The organism is Rickettsia endosymbiont of Orchestes rusci (assembly GCF_964030945.1).
GTDB lineage: Bacteria > Pseudomonadota > Alphaproteobacteria > Rickettsiales > Rickettsiaceae > Rickettsia.
Genome location: NZ_CAXIQG010000002.1, coordinates 138904 through 159202, shown reverse-complemented (window position 1 = coordinate 159202; position 20299 = coordinate 138904). Strand labels below are relative to the sequence as shown.

The window sequence follows — 20299 nt, the reverse complement described above, 5'->3', positions numbered from 1 at the left end:
TATTAAAAAAATTAATAATACATAAATTATGACTAAACCATTATTTGATAAAGTTTTAATCGCTAATCGCGGTGAAATTGCCTTGAGAATAATCCGTACCCTAAGGAAAATGGGCATTAAATCAGTTGCGGTATATTCTGAAGCAGATACCAGCTCAATGCATGTGCAATATGCGGATGAGGCTTATTATATCGGTAATTCTCCGGCAACAGAAAGTTATTTATCCACCAAGAATATTATCTCGGCTATTCGTGAGAGCGGGGCGGGTGCCGTGCATCCCGGCTACGGATTTTTGTCCGAAAATCCGAATTTTGCTAATATTTTAAAGAGGGAAGGCGTTACTTTAATCGGCCCGAGTGCTACGGCTATTAAAAAAATGGGCGATAAAATTGAGGCAAAAAAAATTGCGATTGAAGCAGGAGTTAGTACCGTTCCGGGTTATATGGGAACAATCAGTAATGTTAAGCAAGCAATCGATATTGCCAATGAAATAGGTTTCCCCGTAATAGTTAAAGCGACTGCCGGCGGCGGCGGGCGCGGTATGAGAGTAGTAAAAGATCAAGAAGAAATGGCTAGTGCTTTTGAATCGGCTAAGCTTGAAGCGGTAAATAGTTTTAGCGACGGTAGATTATTTATTGAAAAATTAATCCAATCGCCTAGGCATATTGAAATTCAATTACTTGCCGATCAGCACGGCAATAACGTTTGTTTAGGGGAGCGGGAATGCTCTATCCAGCGTCATCATCAAAAAGTAATTGAAGAAGCTCCGAGTTCCTTTATTACCGAAGAGATCAGGCAACAAATGTACAGCCAAGTAATATCTTTAGCCAAAAAGGTCGGATATTATTCAGCCGGTACTGTTGAGTTTATAGTAGATAGCGAGAAAAATTTTTACTTTTTAGAGATGAATACTAGGCTGCAGGTAGAGCATCCCGTTACCGAGCTGATTACCGGCATAGATATAGTTGCAGAGATGATAAGAATTGCCGCCGGCGAGAAACTTTCATTTTCTCAAGAGGATGTGCAGTTAAAAGGTTGGGCGTTTGAATCACGAATTTGCGCAGAAAATCCAAGTCGAGGATTTCTCTCATCTAGCGGTAGGATTACCGCCTATTCCGAACCTGCGAAAAATTCTAATATTCGTATAGATACCGGTATCGGACTCGGCGGTGAGGTAAGCATGTTTTATGACTCGATGATTGCAAAATTATGCACTTACGGCGAGACTAGAGAGCAGGCAATCGAAGTTATGAGATCGGCTTTAAGCTCATATATAATTAACGGTATTTCTCACAATATAAGTTTTTTAGAAGCGGTAATGTTACATCCGCGTTTTGTCAGCGGTGATATTAATACTGCCTTTATAGAAGAAGAATATCCGGACGGCTTTTCAGGTGCCAGCTTAACTTCTGAAGTTACCGGCGTATTTGTTGCCACCGCTATTTTTATTTATATTTCGGAACAAAAACGTGCTTCGTCAATTTCCGGCAATATTAATAACCAAAGTAATAAAATCGGTACTAGATGGGTAGTATCAATTGACGATAAATTATTTCCGGTGTTAATTACGCCGGTTGAAAACGGTTATAATATACGCCATGAGAGTGATCGGTTATATATTCGTAGTAGTTGGCATTTAGGTAGTGATCTTTTTTCATGCTTAGTTAACGGTAAAAAAGCTAATGTTAGAATTGAAAATATACCGACCGGCTATATTTTATCGCATGCCGGTATTAGCGTAAAAGCCTTTGTCCGTTCCCCGCGTATATCGGAGCTTGAGGCATTAATGATTGCAAAAATCGTTAAAGAAGAAAGCTCGGAACTACAAGCTCCTCTAACGGGACAAATTGCCGCAATTAAAGTAAAAGAAGGTGAAGAAGTAATAGCAGGGCAGGAAATCATGATACTAACCGCTATGAAAATGGAAAATATAATTCTAGCAGAAAGAGACGGAAAAATAGCCAAAGTTTTTGTTAATGAAAAAGATCATGTATTAAGAGGGCAAGTATTATTAGAATTTGTTTAAGAATTTGCAAAGCAAACCGGTGTCATACCGTGGCTTGACCACGGTATCCAGAAAACTCATGATAAAAAGACTGGATACCGTGGTCAAGCCACGGTATGACACCGAATGCGTTTTTCGATCCATGCAACAATGCCTTCCTGCGAAGGCAGGAATCCAGGCTAAAAAGCCTTAGCTTGTAAGGCTTTTTTCTATATAACTGTAAGTTATCGTTACATTTGTTTAATTCTTCTGGATTTCCGCCTTCGCGGGAATGACATACAGCACTTTTTTCGAGCCATGTAACAACACAGGGTCAAGCCACGGTATGACACCGTACATGACTTTAATTTTACTAAGTTCTTGCCGCATCCAGAGACAACACTCATAGTAATTAATCATTATGCCAAATTATTTTAAACCGCTATTACAAAAATATCTTCATAGTCAGTATCTTCACAGTAGAACAATAATTTTTATTTTAATGATCGTTGCGACTATTTTAGCTTGTGCTACTTATTACGTAATGTCGGTAGAGTCAAGAAAAGGCGGGCTAGACCCTAGTAAAGTTATAGGATTTATATTAGTCGATTTAGTAATTTTTTTAATTTTAGGTATATTACTCGCTCGCAAATTCTTTCAAAGCTTTTTTACTAAGGGTGACGATCAAAATGTTTCCAAGTTACAGAATCGCATTATTATTGCTTTTAGTTTGGTTGCTACCGTTCCGACTATTATTGTTTCGGTGTTTTCCGCTTATTTCTTTAATTTCGGTATTCAAGTTTGGTTTGATAAAAAAATTTCGGCCGTTTTAGATCAATCCATAATAGTCGCCGAATCTTATATTGACGAACATAAATTACAGCTAAAAGAAACCGTTTTATCCGTTGCCGAGGATTTAAGCGATATGTATTACGACTTGGTGCATAATCCCGCTTTATTTACCAAAACGCTAAATACCGAAGCCGAGATGCGCTCACTAGATGAAGCAATAGTTTTGAACAAATCTACTAATACTATTATTGCTAATACTTTTTTAAGCTTTTCATTATCCTTTGCAACTATACCGGCGCATTTAATAAAAAAAGCGGATTTAGGTGAGATAGTGGAAGTAAAGTCCGATCCTACTAAAATCCGTATGTTGATTAAGCTCAAAGAATATAATGACGTATATTTATTAGTCGGGAGATTAATTGACAATAAAATTATTGATCATATCGATAAAACTAACGGTGCGGCAGGAGAGTATTATCGTCTTAAAAATCAAGTTTCAGGCATGCAAATTAAATTTTCGATAATTTTTATTTTCATTGCCTTATTGCTTTTGTTAGTGGCGATAAGTTTCGGCGTGATGTTTACCGCTAAAATAGTAAATCCTATAAAAAAATTAGTTAACGCCACGGATAAAGTAAAAGACGGTGATTTAACTATTCAAGTTTCTGAAGATGAAGTCGACAAAGATGAAATAGGCGCACTCTATTCGGCATTTAATAGAATGATTAAACAGCTTAGCCGTCAACAAAGAGATTTAGTTATTGCCCAGCGCGCGCTTGCCTGGTCGGATGTTGCAAAGAAAGTAGCGCATGAAATTAAAAATCCGTTAACTCCTATTTTACTTGCTTCGGAAAGATTGCTTAAAAAATTTAGTAATGACGTAAAAGACAAGGTAGAATTTGAGAATTATTTGTACATGATTATCCGTCATACTAACGATATAAAAAAGATTGTTTCTGAGTTTGTGCTTTTTGCAAGGCTCCCCGCTCCTAGTTTTGCTCATTGCGATTTAGTCTTGTTTATAAAAGAAATAGTCAAATCGCGTAAATTAATAAATGACAAAATATCATATGTTTTTAATAGTGATGTTAATTCGATTGATTTTGTCTGTGATGCTACGCAAATAAATCAAATAATGATTAACTTGTTAAAAAATGCTGAAGAATCCATAGAGTCTACAAAAAATGCAACAAAAGGTAATATTTCGGTTGCTATAGCATCTTCATCTTCGATAGTTACTATATCCGTAATAGATAACGGCATCGGCTTTCCGCCGGAGCTAATCGGTAGAGCAGCGGAAGCTTACGTAACTACTCGGAATAAAGGTATGGGGGTAGGGCTTGCTATCGTTAAGAAAATAGCCCAAGAACATTGTGCTACCTTAGATATAGCTAACAGAAAACAAGGCGGGGCAGTAATTAATATAGAATTTAATACCGAAGAACTAGCGAGCAAAATTAAACGCTTGAAAGTGTAGTGTTTTCGTGAATAACTAAATCGTCGGCTCCCGGAATCGTCATGGCGAGGCGCCTCTTGGCGCCGTGGCCATCCAGTTTTTGTCATGCTGAACTTGTTTCAGCATCTTTTTTGTAGATACTGAAATAAATTCAGGACGACTATTATTTTCCTAGATGGCCACAGCCACTTCGTGGCTTCGCCATGACGGATTTTTATTAATTTCTCAAACCATGCAACAACACCTACGACTTTCCGCAATGACGATTTAAAATAAAATAAAAAAAATAGAAATAATTTAAAAAATGTAGTTGACAAGGGGCGATATCTTGCTTATAACTACTCCTACGAAGGCGATGACTTACAAAGGTTTCGCAGCTGTTTTAAAAGTAAATAATTAGATATAGATAGTGACAGCGAAATGTACATATCACTTTAAGTGATTAATTAAACCTGTCAATTTTTTGAAGTAAAAATAGACAGAATCAAACTTGAGAGTTTGATCCTGGCTCAGAACGAACGCTATCGGTATGCTTAACACATGCAAGTCGAACGAGTTAATTAGGGCTTGCTCTAATTAATTAGTGGCAGACGGGTGAGTAACACGTGGGAATCTGCCCATCAGTACGGAATAACTTTTAGAAATAAAAGCTAATACCGTATATTCTCTACGGAGGAAAGATTTATCGCTGATGGATGAGCCCGCGTCAGATTAGGTAGTTGGTGGGGTAATGGCCTACCAAGCCTACGATCTGTAGCTGGTCTGAGAGGATGATCAGCCACACTGGGACTGAGACACGGCCCAGACTCCTACGGGAGGCAGCAGTGGGGAATATTGGACAATGGGCGAAAGCCTGATCCAGCAATACCGAGTGAGTGACGAAGGCCTTAGGGTTGTAAAGCTCTTTTAGCAGGGAAGATAATGACGTTACCTGCAGAAAAAGCCCCGGCTAACTCCGTGCCAGCAGCCGCGGTAAGACGGAGGGGGCTAGCGTTGTTCGGAATTACTGGGCGTAAAGAGTGCGTAGGTGGTTTAGTAAGTTGGAAGTGAAAGCCCGGGGCTTAACCTCGGAATAGCTTTCAAAACTACTAATCTAGAGTGTAGTAGGGGATGATGGAATTCCTAGTGTAGAGGTGAAATTCTTAGATATTAGGAGGAACACCGGTGGCGAAGGCGGTCATCTGGGCTACAACTGACACTGATGCACGAAAGCGTGGGGAGCAAACAGGATTAGATACCCTGGTAGTCCACGCCGTAAACGATGAGTGCTAGATATCGGAGGAATTTCTTTCGGTTTCGTAGCTAACGCATTAAGCACTCCGCCTGGGGAGTACGGTCGCAAGATTAAAACTCAAAGGAATTGACGGGGGCTCGCACAAGCGGTGGAGCATGCGGTTTAATTCGATGTTACGCGAAAAACCTTACCAACCCTTGACATGGTGGTCGCGGATCGCAGAGATGCTTTCCTTCAGTTCGGCTGGACCACACACAGGTGTTGCATGGCTGTCGTCAGCTCGTGTCGTGAGATGTTGGGTTAAGTCCCGCAACGAGCGCAACCCTCATTCTTATTTGCCAGCGGGTAATGCCGGGAACTATAAGAAAACTGCCGGTGATAAGCCGGAGGAAGGTGGGGACGACGTCAAGTCATCATGGCCCTTATGGGTTGGGCTACACGCGTGCTACAATGGTGTTTACAGAGGGAAGCAATACGGCGACGTGGAGCAAATCCCTAAAAGACATCTCAGTTCGGATTGTTCTCTGCAACTCGAGAGCATGAAGTTGGAATCGCTAGTAATCGCGGATCAGCATGCCGCGGTGAATACGTTCTCGGGCCTTGTACACACTGCCCGTCACGCCATGGGAGTTGGTTCTACCTGAAGGTGGTGAGCTAACGCAAGAGGCAGCCAACCACGGTAAAATTAGCGACTGGGGTGAAGTCGTAACAAGGTAGCCGTAGGGGAACCTGCGGCTGGATTACCTCCTTTAAAGACTAACTTAGTATATTGCTTACTTTGGTAAGGAATATACTACAAAAAATATACTCAAAGTATTTTTAAAATTGGCTAGGAGACAAATGATGAGTATGAGGAGCGTATTTAGATACGTAACGAAGTACGAATTCATGCAGACGACGACGTCCAATTTTAATAAAGACGAAGAGTATATCAAAGTCCGATTTTTGCTGTCACTATCTTTAACTAATTATTTACGATTTAAAAAATCTATTACCCCTCTTTCTTATCTTCAGTTCCTTTATAGAATTATCTAGTTAAATCCACAGTAAAAGATAGTTTATAGTTATACGTATAAACGTATAGCAAAAAGCATTAAGGTATAGACCATAATGGTTAAAGCTATACGGTAAAATTGTAATCAACGGCATTGCAAAATAAAGATAGATATCGTCATTGCGAGCGACTGTAAGGAGCGTGGCAATCCATAAAAAATAACAAAAAATGCTAACTTTTAGCTGGATTGCTTCGTCAATCACTTCGTAATTTCCTCGCAATGACGATATCAACTCTTATTTTGCAATGCCAATCAACCACTAATTAAAACACTTGATTTAAGCCACTTCAGCATATATTATACAGCGTATTTCAGAAGGCTTCAGACAAGATGAATTTAAAGGCGAGCCTGCGCAGCGTACAAAAGTACGTGAGCACAGGCGAGTCCTGAAAAATTCGCTTGTATCAAGCTTTATGAAATACGTTGTACAGCCGTATAAAATAAAATAGTGTATATATGATCGATGAAAACCTGAATAAAGCAGTATCTTACTACATGGCAATGCAGCATAAAAATTTTGACGAAATGGCTTCATGCTTACATCCTAATATTCATTTTATAGGTCCTTTATCAATTTTGGATGGCAAAGAATCAGTTGTAGAGGCTGCTAAAAATTTTGCTATGTTTTTTAAGAATCTTACAATTAGAGAGAAATTTAATTCTGGAAATAAAGTTATGTTGGTACTTGAGTTTGATTGCCCTGAACCAATAGGAGCTTTTCGAGGTTCTTCATTCTTAACATTTAACGAAGGGCTTATTTCTTGTATAGAATTATTTTATGATGCTCGTCCTTTTGAAAAGAAAAAAGAAGAGATTTTTACTCAAAAATAAGTTCTAAGTTCTAGGCTCCGTGAATATTTCTAAAAAAATTTAGTTACCCCTTAGCAATCCTCTTTAGGAAATGCCTACTAGATTCTCAAATAGAGGTTGCTAACTTAAATAAAATTGATTATTATTAGGTCTATAATTCTAAAGGGGTCATATTTAAATCCCTCATTATATTCGGGATAGCGGATGGTGTCACAGGCACGCAGTTCGCTCGCTAGGCATTGTTGCGTGGATACTTCTAACGGATGTCATCCCGTGATTTATGAACTAGAGCCAGTTAAAAATCTAAAACAATTACCATTGTAAGTTGTTTTTCTGGATACCGTGGTCAAGCCCACTAGTGTACGAACGTTTAAATAAAGAGGTAAAAATTCTGTCATTCCGTGGCTACGACCACGGAATCCAGCTTATAATATCATAAAAAGATTCTAAAATAAGTCTAATATGGCTTTATTTTCCTGGATGCTGTGATCAAGTCACGGCATGACACAGCCTTTTTTCAACGTTCGTACAGTAGTGGGTCAAGCCACGGTATGACACTGAATGCGTTTTTTGAGCCACGCAACAATGCCCGCTCGCCATGACGGGTTTTTATTAATTTTCGAGCCACGCAACAACGCTTCGCATTCTTTACAATATTCCATTTATACCTTTGAATATCTCTTTTTATCCTCTCTATCATTCTTTGTTTTGCAATGTCTATATCTTATATTTATTATTTTTTAACTAAAAAATAATAAATGGTTTAAATAATCAAATTATATCTTTAAAATAATATTATAAAATTAAAACATTAGGATAAATATATGAATTATTTAGGTTATGGTGGCGTATCCTTTGGAACGGTATTAGCAATAATTGTATCGTATAATGCAAACAAATCAATATTATGGGCAATAATTCACGGTTTTTGCGGTTGGTTTTATATTCTATATTATGCATTATTTAAGCAGTAATTGTTATAGTAAATTGAATTGGCTGATGATGCTACTTGTCAGATACTTATAATAACAGGCTTCACTTCTTGCACCTGTTATAAAATTCAATTGCATTCACTATATTTTAGAAACATTACCAGTAATTTAGCTATCATACCTATTGAATTTTATTTATTTGAATTACAATAATTATTTATTGAAAAACGATAAATAATTATTGACAAACAAGTTATCTCGTAATATATTTCTATTTAAGAATTATACGAGCTATACTCGATGAACTTCAAAAATTGCCTAGCCTTCGCCAATTTAATTTTGACAGCGAATTTTGTAAAGCTCGCCTTTACGCATGTATATTTATACACTTGCGCAGACTCGCTTTAAAATTCATCTGTCAAAATCAAATTGTTCTTGGCTTTTGTCGTCTTAATAAGCTCTGCGGTACTCACGTATTAAGTATACGCTGTGCTCCGAGGGCTTTAGACTCCTTGCTCTTTTTGAAGTTGATCTTCGTATACCAACTTTTCATTTCATAGAGGTACCCACATGAATAAAATTCAGAAAGTAAGTTATTACGTTTCTTGGCTTCTTAACTCATTAATTATTGCGATTCCAAGTTTTTTACTATTAAGTTGGATTTTTATAGATTCAGAAATCATGAAAAATTTAACTAATAGAGGTATTGTGGCAATTTCTTATTCTCATGACGGAGTTTATACTAATTTTAGTTTAATAAAATGGACGATATTCTCAAAATTTTTAGGGTTTAGTGCTTATACTTTCGGAGTATTACCTTTATTATTTAATTTATATTATTTAAAAAAGATTTTTATAAATTATTCCGTAGGTGAAATATTTAATGTTTTAAATGCCAAATATTACAATAATATTGCTTGGATATTTTTCTTAAGTGCTGTTTTGATAAAGCCCCTAAGTGATATGTTACTAACTTTTGCAGTGACTATGTCTAATCCTGTCGGGCAACGTTATATTGCTTTGTCTTTTGGAACGCCAAATTTACAAGATATCTTTTTTGGAATATTAGTTATTGTGATTTCGTGGGTAATGCTTGAGGCAAGCAAAATACAAACCGAATATAAATTTACTATTTAAAAAAATATTTCAATGAGTATTGTTGTAAATCTAGACGTAATGCTTGCTAAAAGGAAAGTAAAACTTCAAGATTTAGCTGAAGCGGTGGGGATCACGGTTCAAAATTTATCGATTTTAAAAACCGGTAAAGCTAAAGCTATACGTTTTTCAACCCTTGAAAATATTTGCCAGTATCTCAACTGTCAACCCGGTGATATTTTAGAATTTCAAGAAGTTGAATCGTAACGTTGTGCGGATACCTCAAACGTCTGAGCTGAGCGAACTGCGTGGCTGTAGCAATCCAGAAAATAAAATAATAATTTCCATAGCATTTTTGCTATTTTTTTTCTGGATTCCTGCTTTTGCAGGAATGACCTCCTCGAAAACTCGAGTCATGCAACAACGCTATATTATTTGTGGCTTCGGTATCATCACAGATATTATAAGCATCAAAATATTCAGGGAATTTTTTATACTCAGGCGGAAGCCCTAATTTAGTTTGTCCCCTTGTTTTTCTTTTTTTAATTTTCTTCACAAAATATAATAAATTATTTAATATATAGCTTAATTTGATCTCCCGGCATATTATAATATGAGAGATGTAGTTAATGATCAGAGAAGCAATAAAAGATTGGATTGATAGTCATGAGAGAAAAGAATGGTCAAAACTTATTATGGAATTTAAAGGCATTAAGAACTTTCCTGATGTTAAGACATTAAGACAGAATCTTAAAGAATCTAAAAAAGAATTATTTTAGAAAAGTTTTTTAGGCATTTACATTAATAGCACTATAAAATTTACACAATTATATAAAAACCCACATGTCAGATTATACGGAAATTATGGGATATATTGCCGGTATATTAACTACGATTGCTTTTGTCCCGCAAGTAATTAAAACTTATCAATCTCGTTCTACTCAAAATATTTCATTATCTATGTATGTTATATATTGTACTAGTGTAGTATTATGGCTTATTTACGGTATTCTGATTAATTCATTTCCGCTTATTATAACAGAAACAATAACCTTAATCTTATCCGGAGCGATACTTATTATGAAATGCTTATGGAAATAGTCTGCAATCTATTTTCAAGAATTTTAAAAATTTTATTGTAATTTATATTTATAGCCCGTGCCAGCGTTTGATTAACTTAGTATCGATATCGAAAAAATCTAATACCCGAGTAACTGAATGGTTAATTATATCGCCTATTTTTTCAGGATTGCTATAAAAAGCCGGTACCGGCGGGGCGATTATTCCGCCGTAATTCGATATTTTTAGCATATTCTCCAAATATCCCGTATGAAGCGGGCTTTCCCTAACCATTAAAATAAGTTTTCTTTTGTCTTTTAACACTACTCCCGCTGCTCTGCTAATTAAATTATCTTCAAATGAATGGGCAATCGATGCTACGGTCTTCATGCTACAAGGTGCTATTATCATGCCTAGCGTTTTAAACGAACCGCTTGAAATAGCGGCCCCCATATCCATAATATTATAATAATGATCGGCAAGGTGTTTAACTTCTTTTACTGAATATTTAGTTTCAGCAGTAATAGTAAGGTGGGCGGCGTTTGAAATAACTAAATGAGTTTCGATATTTTGCTCTTTTAATATTTCGAGTAGCCGAATGCCGTAGATAGCTCCCGATGCGCCGGAAATCGCTATAATTAGTTTTTTCTTTTGATCCATTTTAAATAAAAACCTTATCTTATTACTACAATATTTACATTATTCATCTTTAGCTTCTTTTCTGCGCTGCTCAATTAATTTATCTACCAAGCTTTCTTCAGAAGAATGATATTTATTAACTGTATTACGAGCTTTTTTTAGAATAAATCTTAAAGGAGGTATAGTTTCCCCTTTTGCTCTGCATGTCATAATTAATTCTATATGTATTTAAAATAGTATATAATAATAATTTATCATAAGAAAGTTATAGTATCCAATAGTATTTTTAGAACTATAATAAATTGATTAGCATTAGGTTCTGTGAAGGGAATTATTTAGCAATGCTCGTTAATTGAGTCTGATATTTGTTGATTAACAGTATTTCATGTAGTACCATTATAGGTAAGGGAATTAAGAGGATAAATTATGACATATTTAATTGTTAGTGAATCTAGAAAAAGCTTATATAAATTAATTGATGATTGGGAAGATATAGAAGAAACCTTATTTGTAGCTTCTAATAAAAAATTAAGCGACTCAATTATTGAGGGGTTAAACACGCCTTTTGAAAAATGTACTAGAACCCTAGATTAATAATTTAAATAAAATGTATAGCTTGCACTTTGTCTAAAAATTCCTCAACTCCACTTCTATTAATTCGAGCGTTGTTGCATGGATCGGAAGTTGTTGCAAAAAGGTTGTCATTCCTAGCTCAAGGCGGGAATCCGGGAAGTCATATAAGCAAATTAAATAGTAGATTTATTATATAAATTTTGCTTGTTTTAAGTATTTTCTATATTCCCGCCTTGAGCGGCGTTGTTGCATGGCTACCGGAATCGTCATTGCGAGGAGGCATTTATGCCGACGCGGCAATCCAGTTAAACATATTTTTATACTAAACTTGTTTAGTATTCTAATTAAATCCCTCATTACATTCGGGATAGCCTGGATTGCCGCAGCCACTTCGCGGCTTCGCAATGACGAGTTTTTTTATTAATTTTCGAGCCATGCAACAACGCCGCCTTGAGCTAGGAATGACATCAAGAGCGTTTTTAACCATCCATGCAACAAGGCCATTAATTCGTCATACCTAATTATGCAAATTGCTAAAATATTATTACCGCTGCCGAAATTATTTCCGTTAGATTATATAGTCCCGACTCATCTAGATTTACATTTAGGGGATTTGGTAATAGTGCCTTTTAGAAATAAAGAGGTAACGGGGATAGTATGGGAATTAGAGGTTACAACAGATAAGGAAAAACTTAAAGCGGTAATAGAAAAAGTACCGTTGGAATTTAGGCTTAATTTAGAAATTTTAGAATTAATAAAATGGATGAGTGAGTATTATTTAAGTGAACTAGGAGGGGTTGCTAAATTAGTGCTGACTATAGATATTGCCGAGAAACCGATTAAAGTTAAAGAACAAATAATAAATGCAGATTTTACGTTGCCTGATTTATCTAACGAACAGCAGCAGGCAATCAAGTTAATAAAGCAAACCGATAAACCTATCATAATCAAAGGAGTTACCGGCTCCGGTAAAACGGAAGTATATTTTAATTTAATCGCCGATTATTTACATCAAGGAAAGCAAGCGTTGATCATGCTGCCGGAGATTGCTCTTAGTATGCAAATTATTAATCGTTTCACCGAGCGTTTCGGTTTTGCGCCGGTAATATGGAATTCTTCCGTATCTAAAGCTCAAAAGAAAATGATTTTGCGGGGGATATTAAGTAATAAAATTAAAATAGTAATCGGCGCGCGAAGTAGCCTTTTTCTGCCGTACACAAATCTTGGTTTAATCGTTATTGATGAGGAGCATGACGATTCTTATAAACAAGATGACGGCATATTATATAATGCACGAGATACGGCAATAATAAGGGCAGGATTTGATAAGGCGCAAATCGTTTTATGCTCCGCTACTCCTTCTATCGAAACAATATATAATGTAATTCAAGGGAAATATCGGTTAATTACTTTGGCTTCTAGGTATAAAGATGCTGCTCTGCCGACAATGCAAATAATTGATATGAAAAAAGAAAATTTAGCAAAAAATTCTTATTTATCGAAACCTTTAATAACAGCTATTCACGAAAATTTAAACAATAATAAGCAAATATTATTATTCCTTAATCGCAGAGGCTACGCACCTTTAATGCTATGCAAGCTTTGCGGTCATCGTTTTACTTGCAAATCTTGTTCTGCTTGGTTGGTGGTGCATAAACGAACCAAAAAACTCGAATGTCATCATTGCGGTTATCAAAGCAAAATTTATACTAGCTGTCCGGAATGCAAAGAGGAGGATTCATTAACAATTTGCGGACCCGGAATAGAGAGAATAGAGGAAGAGGCAAAAGCACTTTTCCCAAATAGTGTAATTGCGATAATTAGTAAAGATCACGCGGGGAAGCCGGAAAAAATAGCCGAGTTACTGCATAAAATGGAGCATTTGGAGATTGATATTTTGATAGGGACGCAAGTAATAACAAAAGGTTATAACTTCCCGAATCTTACTTTAGTGGGTGTAATAGATGCCGATCTCGGAAGTAGTAACGCCGATTTGCGATCAAGTGAGCGGACTTACCAGCTGCTTCATCAAGTAGGAGGCAGAGCAGGGAGAGGAGAGGCAAAAGGGACAGTGTTAATGCAAAGTTATTATCCCGATAATATGATTTTTGCCTATATTAAAAACCCCGATGAAGATGCATTTTTTCAATATGAGTTGCAAACAAGAAAAACTGCCGATATGCCGCCATTTACAAAAATGGCTTCAATAATTTTATCCGGTACCGATGAGCATAAAATACTTGAAATAGCTAAAAATTTGGTAAGGATTGCGCCAAGCAGTAGGGCAAAAATTCTTGGTCCCGCTAGCTCTTTAATGTCGAAACTTGCCGGTAAATATCGCTACCGAATACTCATAATAGTCGATAAAAAATTTAATTTGCAAAAATATTTAAAATTTTGGCTAAGTTTAATGAAAATTCCGGCTAGCTGTCAGGTGAAAATTGATATTGATCCTAAAAGTTTTTATTAAAGCTTAATGTCATTCTCGTTTAGTATTGTTGCGCGGAACGGAAAATAATAATTATAATCCACGCAATAACGCCATCTCTAGCTAGAAATGCTATAGAATACTTGAAATTATTTGGATATAATATTAAAATGAAAGGAAAATTAAAAAGATTAAATTTATGTATCCATTAGTAAGGCTAAGAAGAAATAGAAAAACCTTTTGGCTTCGCGAGATGCTCGCAGAAAATCGTTTAACGGTAAATGATTTAATATTGCCGTTATTTATTGTTGAAGGTCATAATGAAAGGCAAGAAATTAAAACCATGCCCGGTATATATCGTTTATCTATCGACCAAGTAATAGAGACTGCGAAACAAGCATATAAAATGGGCATTAATGCTATTGCTTTATTTCCTTGTATTGATGAGGAATTGAAAAGTGATAATGCCGATGAAGCTTACAATTTGGATAATTTAATTTGTCGAACGATACGCAGCATCAGGAATGCCGATATTGATATAGGTATTATCTGCGATGTGGCGTTAGACCCTTATACTACTCACTCGCATGACGGTATTTTACATAACGGTGAGGTAGATAATGATAGATCAGTTAAAGCCCTTTGCAATCAAGCATTAGTCCTTGCTAAAGCAGGTGCCGATATTGTTGCTCCTTCCGATATGATGGACGGGCGGATTATGGCTATCAGGGAGTATTTAGATCATGCAGGTTTTATAAATGTTAATATTCTTGCTTATGCCGCTAAATATGCCTCAAGTTTTTATGGACCTTTTCGAGATGGGTTAGGTAGTAATAAAAAAAATTATTTAGATAAGTCTAGCTATCAAATGGATATACGCAATATAAAAGAGGCGATGCTGGAAATAGAACATGATATCGCCGAAGGAGCTGATATAGTCATGATCAAGCCGGGTATGCCGTTTTTGGATGTTATTCGTGAGGCGGCAAATAATTTTAATACCAAAATTTTTGCCTATCAGGTTAGCGGTGAATATGCCATGCTAAAATTCGCAGCACAAGCCGGAGCGATCGAGTGGCATAAAAGTTTATTAGAATCGTTAATAAGTTTTAAACGAGCCGGCGCAAGTGCCATCTTTACTTATGCAGCGCTTGAGGCTGCGCAAATATTGAATATAAGGAAATGATGTATTATATTATGTTATTTCCATGCAGACACGCATAGATGGCAGTTTAGGGAATAAAAATAGAGTTTGTCATTGCGAGGAGGCGTTGTTGCGTGGATACCCTAAACGTCATTGCGAGCCGCTGTAAGCGTTGTTGTGTGGCTCGATCTTACCCCGTCATTGCGAGGAGGGGCGTAGTCCCGACGTGGCAATCTAGTTTTTGTCATGCTGAACTTGGTTCAGCATCTCTTGCAAAAGATCCTGAAATAAATTCAGGATGACTATAATTTTTCTGGATTGCCGCGTCGGCACTTTGTGCCTCCTCGCAATGACGATTCGAGTATCCACGCAACGCCTCCTCGCAATGATGCTTCAAACATCGCCATACTAGATGACCTTAAGAAGGTAATAATACAAAATAATTTAGAACCTAAAAACAAAGAACAATAATTATGAATAAACAAAAGCAAACGAATATTATTAAAATAATTATCGGTATCGGTTTAGTAATAGGAGTAATTTCCTTATATTTGTTATTATCAATAGAAATGCCTAAAAAACCTCTTGCCGGTCAGGGAAATATGTATGGTAATATGCATGACGGTGAAGTTCAGATCGGCGGCAATTTTGAGTTGATAGATCAAGGCGGGAAAATATTTAACAGTAATAGCCTAAAAGGAAAATTAAGTTTAATTTACTTTGGTTTTACTTACTGTCCCGATATTTGCCCGACTTCCTTGCAAAAAATAACAGAAGTTGTAAATAGCCTTGATAAATACGACGTGGATGTTACGCCGGTATTTATTACTATTGACCCAAGGCGCGATACTCCTGTTGTTCTTAAAGAATATTTAAAACATTTTTCTCCTAAATTTATCGGTCTTACCGGCAGTGAAGAACAAATTAAAGAGACGGCTGATAAATTTAAAGTATATTATGCTGTCGCAAATCATGATAGTGATAAGTCAAGTTATATGATTGATCACTCATCTTTTGTTTATTTAATGGATGCAGAAGGTAAATATTTGAAGCATTTTTATTTAGATTCTCCTCCTAATGAAATAATAGATTTTTTAAGAGTAATTAATTCCGCAAATAGAAAAAATTAAATGGACAATTATTTACTATTATCATATTTATTTACTTTTTTAGTTCTTGCGTTAATTTTAATTAAAACGTGGCTTAACTATAAAAAGAAGTAAATTTTCAAAAGAGTTTTGATGCAAAAAGGGGTAAAAAATAGATTAATAGCAATAATAATTTGTTTGTTCTTAGCAGCATCAGGTATATGTATTATATTATATAATTTAGAGAAAAATATAATTTTTTTTCTGCCGCCGTCTAAAATTAATGAAATTGATAATACCAAAGAATTTAGAGTAGGGGGGCTTGTAAAAGTAGCTTCAATAAATAAAATCGAGGCAGATAAAATTAGTTTTATTATCACCGACAATATTAAAGATTTAGAAATATTTTATAAAGGTGTACTTCCTGCTCTATTTCGTGAAAATCAAGGTATAATAGCTATAGGAAAATTATCAAATAATAAATTTATTGCTCGGCAATTATTAACCAAACATGATGAAAATTACTATCCACCGACAATACAAAACAATACAAAAAAAGAGTAAATATGTTAATCAATAAAATTAAAGCAAAAGCAAACGCCGAGGAAATAAACGTAATTATTGAAATTCCGATGAATGATAAGCCGGTTAAATACGAATTTGATAAAGAATCGGGAGCAATTTTTGTTGATAGATTTATGCAAACCTCGATGAGCTATCCTTGTAATTACGGCTTTATTCCGCACACGCTTTCCAATGACGGCGATCCGGTAGACGTGCTTGTTATAGCGCCTTATCCGGTGATACCGGGCTGCGTTATTAAATGTCGCTCTATCGGAGTATTAATGATGGAAGACGAGTCGGGCTTAGATGAAAAAATTATTGCGGTGCCTGCCTCTAAGCTTGATATTACTTTTGATAATATAAAAGAATTAGAAGATATATCGGACATGCTCAAACAACGAATCGTACATTTTTTTGAGCATTATAAAGATTTAGAAAAAGGTAAATGGGTGAAAGTTACCGGATGGGAAAATGCAGTGAAAGCTCAAGCTTTGATTGAAGAAGGGATTGATAGAGCAAGAAAATAATACAATACTTTTGACATGTGAGCTTAATTGGAGTACAATAAAAGAAAAATAAAATTATGCAAGTAACTCATAATAATAAAAATTCTCTTAAAAGTGAAAGAATGCAAATAAGAATAGACTTTGATTCTTATAACATTTTAAAGCAAGCTGCTTCTTTCTCACATGAAACTTTAAGCAGTTTTATTAAAAATGTTTCTTTAATAAAAGCAAAAGAAATTATAAATGAACATGAAAATATATATTTATCAAAAGATGATTGGAGTAAATTTTTAGAAGTCTTAGAGAATCCTCCTTTACCTAATGAAAATTTAAAAAATGCATTAAAAAAATATCGTAAATCTGCAGGTCATGCGTAGATTTATACTATTAAATAAAAGTGAACATGATAGATCAACATTTTTATGTGGTGTTGATGAGCTTGATGAATATTTAAAAAAATACTCCATACAAGATATGAGGAGTAAGCTGAATAAGGTTTTTGTCTCTTTGGAGCAAAATAATCAACTTTCAGGTTTTTATACATTAAGTCCTACTTCATTTCAAAGAGATAATTTATCGTTATCTGAACAAAAGAAGTTACAGCTAAATTCAGAAAGATTTAGACAATGTGAATTTAAAGGTGAGCCTGCGCAGCGTATAATAATACGTGAGCACAGGCGAATCCAGAAAAATTCGCTTGTATCAAGCTTTCTGAATGACGCTGTACCGTATTATCCTTTACCCGGGATATTAATCGGAAAGTTGGCAGTAGATATGAAATATCAAGGTTTGGGTATCGGTTCAGAGCTTCTTATAGATGCCCTGAAAAGAATATATATTGCTAGTAAAAATGTTTTTGGTATCTATGCGGTAATAGTAGAAGCTAAGAATGACAAAGCTAAATTATTTTATGAGCATTTTGGTTTTATAAATTTTCATAATAAACCAAAATCTTTATACTTACCGATTAAAACTATAGAAATATTATTGTCTAAATAAAGGTTTATTATGGATACTATAAATTACTCTGTGCTTCGTGGCAATCTTGCTAGTATTTTTGATAAAGTAAACGAAAATCATTCTCCTATAATCGTTACTCGTCAAAAAGGTAAACCGTCGGTAATTATTTCTTTGGAAGATTTCAAATCATATGAAGAAACAGCTTATTTAATGGCCGGTCCCCCCAATTTTAAGTGCTTAAATAAAGCTATAAACGAGATAGAACAAAATAAGGTTACACGTCAAGAGTTAAGCTACTTATGAGAAACACACAGTGAGCTTATTTCGTTCAGGGATTATAGTAGCTTTTTTTACGTTAATTTCTCGTATTTTCGGTCTAGCGCGGGAGTTATTTATTGCTTCATTATTCGGTTCGACAAATATTGCCGACGGCGTTAACGTGGCTTTTAAACTTCCAAATTTATTTAGACGAATTTTTGCCGAAGGAGCGCTTTCAAACGTATTTGTTCCGATCTTTAACGAGAAAATGTTAACCTCAAAAAAGGCTGCTAGCTATTTTACCGGTGAGGTTTTTACTATTTTATTATTAACTTTAATAATTTTAATAGTATTAATGCAAATTTTTATGCCCTCGCTAATGTTTATTATCGCTCCCGGCTTTCACGGCAACGCGGAAAAATTTACTCTGACGGTTTTGCTGTGCCGTATTACTATGCCGTATTTGATATTTATCTCTATAACTGCTTTGTTTGGCGGAATTTTAAATTCGGTAAAGAAATTTGCCGCCTTTGCTTTTGTCCCTAGCATTCTAAGCATCTGCGTAATAATTTGTACTTTATGGCTAGATAATTATTTAGAATCCGTAATAGCAATAAGTATGTCTTTAATAATTGCGGGTATATTACAAGTTTCGTTTATGTTTATTTGTGTAAAAAGAGCCGGCTTAGTTTTTCCGTTAGTTTTTAAACCCCAAGATAAGGATGTAAAAAAGTTTTTAATTAATATGGGACCGGCGGCTATTAGCTCAGGCGTTCAACAATTAAATCTTTTTATTTCTCAGTCTCTCGCTAGTTTTATCGAAGGAGCAATTTCCATATTATCATATGCCGATAGAATATATCAATTCCCACTGTCGATAATAGGTACTAGTTTTGCTACTATATTATTGCCGGAATTATCCAGAGTCTATAAGTTAAATGATTTTAAGGCAGCTGTCAAAATTCAAAATAACGCAATTAAAATGGGGTTGTTACTATCCCTGCCTGCTACTTTCGGTATTATTATTTTATCGCATCCTATAATTCATATAATTTATGAGCGAGGGCTTTTTACCCCGCAAGATACAATTTATACCGCAGAGGCGATTTCTGCTTTTGCGCTGGGTCTTCCGGCTTTTATCTTAGCAAAAATTTTGACTCCTATTTTTTATGCTAACGGAGATACTAAAACTCCGCTTAAGATAACTTTATACTCACTTATCGTTAACACATTGCTTAATATCATTTTAATGGTTCCTTTAAAACATATCGGGATTGCTGTTGGAACTTCCGTAGCGGCATGGTATAATTTATGGCTATTATATAGTTATAGTAAAAAACAAAATAAATTTTATATAGAGTCTGAAGTAAAAATTTTTTGTTATAAAATCTTAGCTAATTGTTTAATAATGATTTTAGTAATTTGGCTAATAAAATCTTGTTATCAAGAATATTTTTATTCTGAATATTTATTAGTTAAAATTTTTGCTTTAGGCGGAACTATTTTAGCCGGCATAACTGTTTTTTTCGGTTTGGCTTTTTTATTTAAGTTACATTACTCCGGGGATAGTCATTGCAAGGAGCCGTAGGCTTTGCTGCATGGCTCGAATTTTTGCAAAGTGTTTCGGTGTCATGCCGTGGCTTGACCCACTACTGTACGAACGTTGAAAAAAGGCTGTGTCATGCCGTGACTTGATCACGGCATCCAGGAAAATAAAGCCAT

Annotated in this window: 27 protein-coding genes, 1 rRNA gene and 1 pseudogene; 23 read left to right on the top strand and 6 right to left on the bottom strand. The window is 35.4% G+C overall.

What is annotated here, in order from left to right; genetic code table 11:
* Nucleotides 1-28: 28 nt before the first annotated feature.
* Both AAHM91_RS02235 and AAHM91_RS02230 read left to right on the top strand, forming a co-directional pair.
* Nucleotides 29-2026 carry an acetyl/propionyl/methylcrotonyl-CoA carboxylase subunit alpha gene (locus AAHM91_RS02235; protein WP_342269723.1) on the top strand — a complete coding sequence of 666 codons (1998 nt, stop codon included), beginning with the start codon at nucleotides 29-31 and terminating at the stop codon, nucleotides 2024-2026.
* Entirely contained in the window at nucleotides 2019-2198 is a 180-nt protein-coding gene (locus AAHM91_RS02230) for a palindromic element RPE4 domain-containing protein (RefSeq protein WP_342269722.1), read from the top strand. The genes AAHM91_RS02235 and AAHM91_RS02230 overlap by 8 nt, the downstream gene beginning before the upstream one ends.
* Before the next feature lie 47 nt (nucleotides 2199-2245).
* On the opposite strand, the gene AAHM91_RS02225 is transcribed toward AAHM91_RS02230, so the two are convergent.
* Nucleotides 2246-2404, bottom strand: coding sequence for a hypothetical protein (locus AAHM91_RS02225; protein ID WP_342269721.1), 159 nt, complete (start codon nucleotides 2402-2404; stop codon nucleotides 2246-2248).
* A gap of 1 nt (nucleotide 2405) precedes the next feature.
* Here AAHM91_RS02225 and AAHM91_RS02220 point away from each other — a divergent pair, with 1 nt between their 5' ends.
* From AAHM91_RS02220 to AAHM91_RS02195, 6 genes and pseudogenes are all read left to right on the top strand, one after another.
* Nucleotides 2406-4253 (top strand): sensor histidine kinase NtrY-like, encoded by a 1848-nt coding sequence (locus AAHM91_RS02220; RefSeq protein ID WP_342269720.1) that lies wholly within the window; start codon nucleotides 2406-2408, stop codon nucleotides 4251-4253.
* A gap of 465 nt (nucleotides 4254-4718) precedes the next feature.
* Nucleotides 4719-6217: ribosomal RNA gene (locus tag AAHM91_RS02215) — 16S ribosomal RNA — on the top strand.
* Nucleotides 6218-6817: 600 nt separating this feature from the next.
* Nucleotides 6818-6949, top strand: a pseudogene (locus tag AAHM91_RS02210) (palindromic element RPE3 domain-containing protein); the annotation flags it as partial.
* Nucleotides 6950-6977: 28 nt separating this feature from the next.
* On the top strand, nucleotides 6978-7352 hold the full coding sequence (locus tag AAHM91_RS02205) for a nuclear transport factor 2 family protein (RefSeq protein WP_342269719.1): 375 nt from the start codon (nucleotides 6978-6980) through the stop codon (nucleotides 7350-7352).
* Nucleotides 7353-8833: 1481 nt separating this feature from the next.
* Nucleotides 8834-9400, top strand: a complete 567-nt coding sequence (locus AAHM91_RS02200; RefSeq protein ID WP_342269718.1) for a DUF2975 domain-containing protein — start codon at nucleotides 8834-8836, stop codon at nucleotides 9398-9400.
* Nucleotides 9401-9412: 12 nt separating this feature from the next.
* Nucleotides 9413-9625, top strand: a complete 213-nt coding sequence (locus AAHM91_RS02195) for a helix-turn-helix domain-containing protein (RefSeq protein ID WP_341793029.1) — start codon at nucleotides 9413-9415, stop codon at nucleotides 9623-9625.
* 15 nt (nucleotides 9626-9640) lie between these two features.
* Here AAHM91_RS02195 and AAHM91_RS02190 read toward each other — a convergent pair whose 3' ends face one another.
* Nucleotides 9641-9775, bottom strand: a complete 135-nt coding sequence (locus AAHM91_RS02190; protein WP_342269717.1) for a hypothetical protein — start codon at nucleotides 9773-9775, stop codon at nucleotides 9641-9643.
* A 212-nt stretch (nucleotides 9776-9987) separates the two neighbouring features.
* On the opposite strand from AAHM91_RS02190, the gene AAHM91_RS02185 reads away from it, so the two are divergent.
* Nucleotides 9988-10137, top strand: coding sequence for a hypothetical protein (locus AAHM91_RS02185; protein WP_342269716.1), 150 nt, complete (start codon nucleotides 9988-9990; stop codon nucleotides 10135-10137).
* 64 nt (nucleotides 10138-10201) lie between these two features.
* The gene (locus AAHM91_RS02180) at nucleotides 10202-10459 is read left to right on the top strand and encodes a SemiSWEET transporter (protein ID WP_253308534.1); all 258 of its coding nucleotides are present in this window, start codon (nucleotides 10202-10204) and stop codon (nucleotides 10457-10459) included.
* A 48-nt stretch (nucleotides 10460-10507) separates the two neighbouring features.
* On the opposite strand, the gene AAHM91_RS02175 is transcribed toward AAHM91_RS02180, so the two are convergent.
* A complete protein-coding gene (locus AAHM91_RS02175; RefSeq protein WP_253308535.1) occupies nucleotides 10508-11077 on the bottom strand; it encodes a UbiX family flavin prenyltransferase in 570 nt (189 codons plus the stop codon).
* Between the two features lie 39 nt (nucleotides 11078-11116).
* On the bottom strand, nucleotides 11117-11266 hold the full coding sequence (locus AAHM91_RS02170) for a hypothetical protein (RefSeq protein ID WP_342269715.1): 150 nt from the start codon (nucleotides 11264-11266) through the stop codon (nucleotides 11117-11119).
* A gap of 216 nt (nucleotides 11267-11482) precedes the next feature.
* Between AAHM91_RS02170 and AAHM91_RS02165 the strand changes: the two genes are divergently transcribed.
* Both AAHM91_RS02165 and AAHM91_RS02160 read left to right on the top strand, forming a co-directional pair.
* Entirely contained in the window at nucleotides 11483-11650 is a 168-nt protein-coding gene (locus AAHM91_RS02165) for a hypothetical protein (RefSeq protein ID WP_253308537.1), read from the top strand.
* Between the two features lie 29 nt (nucleotides 11651-11679).
* Nucleotides 11680-11826: a hypothetical protein gene (locus AAHM91_RS02160; RefSeq protein WP_342269714.1), complete on the top strand. Its 147-nt coding sequence runs from the start codon at nucleotides 11680-11682 to the stop codon at nucleotides 11824-11826.
* Here AAHM91_RS02160 and AAHM91_RS02155 read toward each other — a convergent pair.
* Nucleotides 11819-12034 (bottom strand): hypothetical protein, encoded by a 216-nt coding sequence (locus AAHM91_RS02155; protein WP_342257070.1) that lies wholly within the window; start codon nucleotides 12032-12034, stop codon nucleotides 11819-11821. The genes AAHM91_RS02160 and AAHM91_RS02155 overlap by 8 nt on opposite strands.
* 118 nt (nucleotides 12035-12152) lie before the next feature.
* On the opposite strand from AAHM91_RS02155, the gene AAHM91_RS02150 reads away from it, so the two are divergent.
* The 11 genes from AAHM91_RS02150 to murJ all read left to right on the top strand — a co-directional run bounded on the left by AAHM91_RS02150 (nucleotide 12153) and on the right by murJ (nucleotide 20165).
* Nucleotides 12153-14099 carry a primosomal protein N' gene (locus AAHM91_RS02150; RefSeq protein WP_342269713.1) on the top strand — a complete coding sequence of 649 codons (1947 nt, stop codon included), beginning with the start codon at nucleotides 12153-12155 and terminating at the stop codon, nucleotides 14097-14099.
* Between the two features lie 157 nt (nucleotides 14100-14256).
* On the top strand, nucleotides 14257-15243 hold the full coding sequence (hemB, locus tag AAHM91_RS02145; RefSeq protein ID WP_253308539.1) for a porphobilinogen synthase: 987 nt from the start codon (nucleotides 14257-14259) through the stop codon (nucleotides 15241-15243).
* A 92-nt stretch (nucleotides 15244-15335) separates the two neighbouring features.
* Nucleotides 15336-15503 carry a hypothetical protein gene (locus tag AAHM91_RS02140; protein WP_342269712.1) on the top strand — a complete coding sequence of 56 codons (168 nt, stop codon included), beginning with the start codon at nucleotides 15336-15338 and terminating at the stop codon, nucleotides 15501-15503.
* Nucleotides 15504-15519: 16 nt separating this feature from the next.
* The gene (locus tag AAHM91_RS02135; protein ID WP_342269711.1) at nucleotides 15520-15672 is read left to right on the top strand and encodes a hypothetical protein; all 153 of its coding nucleotides are present in this window, start codon (nucleotides 15520-15522) and stop codon (nucleotides 15670-15672) included.
* 2 nt (nucleotides 15673-15674) lie between these two features.
* Nucleotides 15675-16331, top strand: a complete 657-nt coding sequence (locus tag AAHM91_RS02130; RefSeq protein WP_341793019.1) for an SCO family protein — start codon at nucleotides 15675-15677, stop codon at nucleotides 16329-16331.
* Between the two features lie 111 nt (nucleotides 16332-16442).
* On the top strand, nucleotides 16443-16853 hold the full coding sequence (gene ccmE, locus AAHM91_RS02125) for a cytochrome c maturation protein CcmE (RefSeq protein ID WP_253308543.1): 411 nt from the start codon (nucleotides 16443-16445) through the stop codon (nucleotides 16851-16853).
* 2 nt (nucleotides 16854-16855) lie between these two features.
* Nucleotides 16856-17380, top strand: a complete 525-nt coding sequence (gene ppa, locus AAHM91_RS02120; RefSeq protein WP_253308544.1) for an inorganic diphosphatase — start codon at nucleotides 16856-16858, stop codon at nucleotides 17378-17380.
* A 56-nt stretch (nucleotides 17381-17436) separates the two neighbouring features.
* Nucleotides 17437-17736: a type II toxin-antitoxin system TacA family antitoxin gene (locus AAHM91_RS02115; protein ID WP_253308545.1), complete on the top strand. Its 300-nt coding sequence runs from the start codon at nucleotides 17437-17439 to the stop codon at nucleotides 17734-17736.
* Nucleotides 17729-18358, top strand: coding sequence for a GNAT family N-acetyltransferase (locus AAHM91_RS10920; protein WP_410526152.1), 630 nt, complete (start codon nucleotides 17729-17731; stop codon nucleotides 18356-18358). The genes AAHM91_RS02115 and AAHM91_RS10920 overlap by 8 nt, the downstream gene beginning before the upstream one ends.
* A 9-nt stretch (nucleotides 18359-18367) precedes the next feature.
* Nucleotides 18368-18622 (top strand): type II toxin-antitoxin system Phd/YefM family antitoxin, encoded by a 255-nt coding sequence (locus AAHM91_RS02100; RefSeq protein ID WP_342269710.1) that lies wholly within the window; start codon nucleotides 18368-18370, stop codon nucleotides 18620-18622.
* Nucleotides 18623-18632: 10 nt separating this feature from the next.
* Nucleotides 18633-20165, top strand: a complete 1533-nt coding sequence (gene murJ, locus AAHM91_RS02095) for a murein biosynthesis integral membrane protein MurJ (RefSeq protein WP_342269709.1) — start codon at nucleotides 18633-18635, stop codon at nucleotides 20163-20165.
* Here the strand turns inward: murJ and AAHM91_RS02090 are convergent.
* Entirely contained in the window at nucleotides 20127-20276 is a 150-nt protein-coding gene (locus tag AAHM91_RS02090) for a hypothetical protein (RefSeq protein WP_342257069.1), read from the bottom strand. The two genes, murJ and AAHM91_RS02090, sit on opposite strands and share 39 nt — an antisense overlap.
* Nucleotides 20277-20299: the final 23 nt, after the last annotated feature.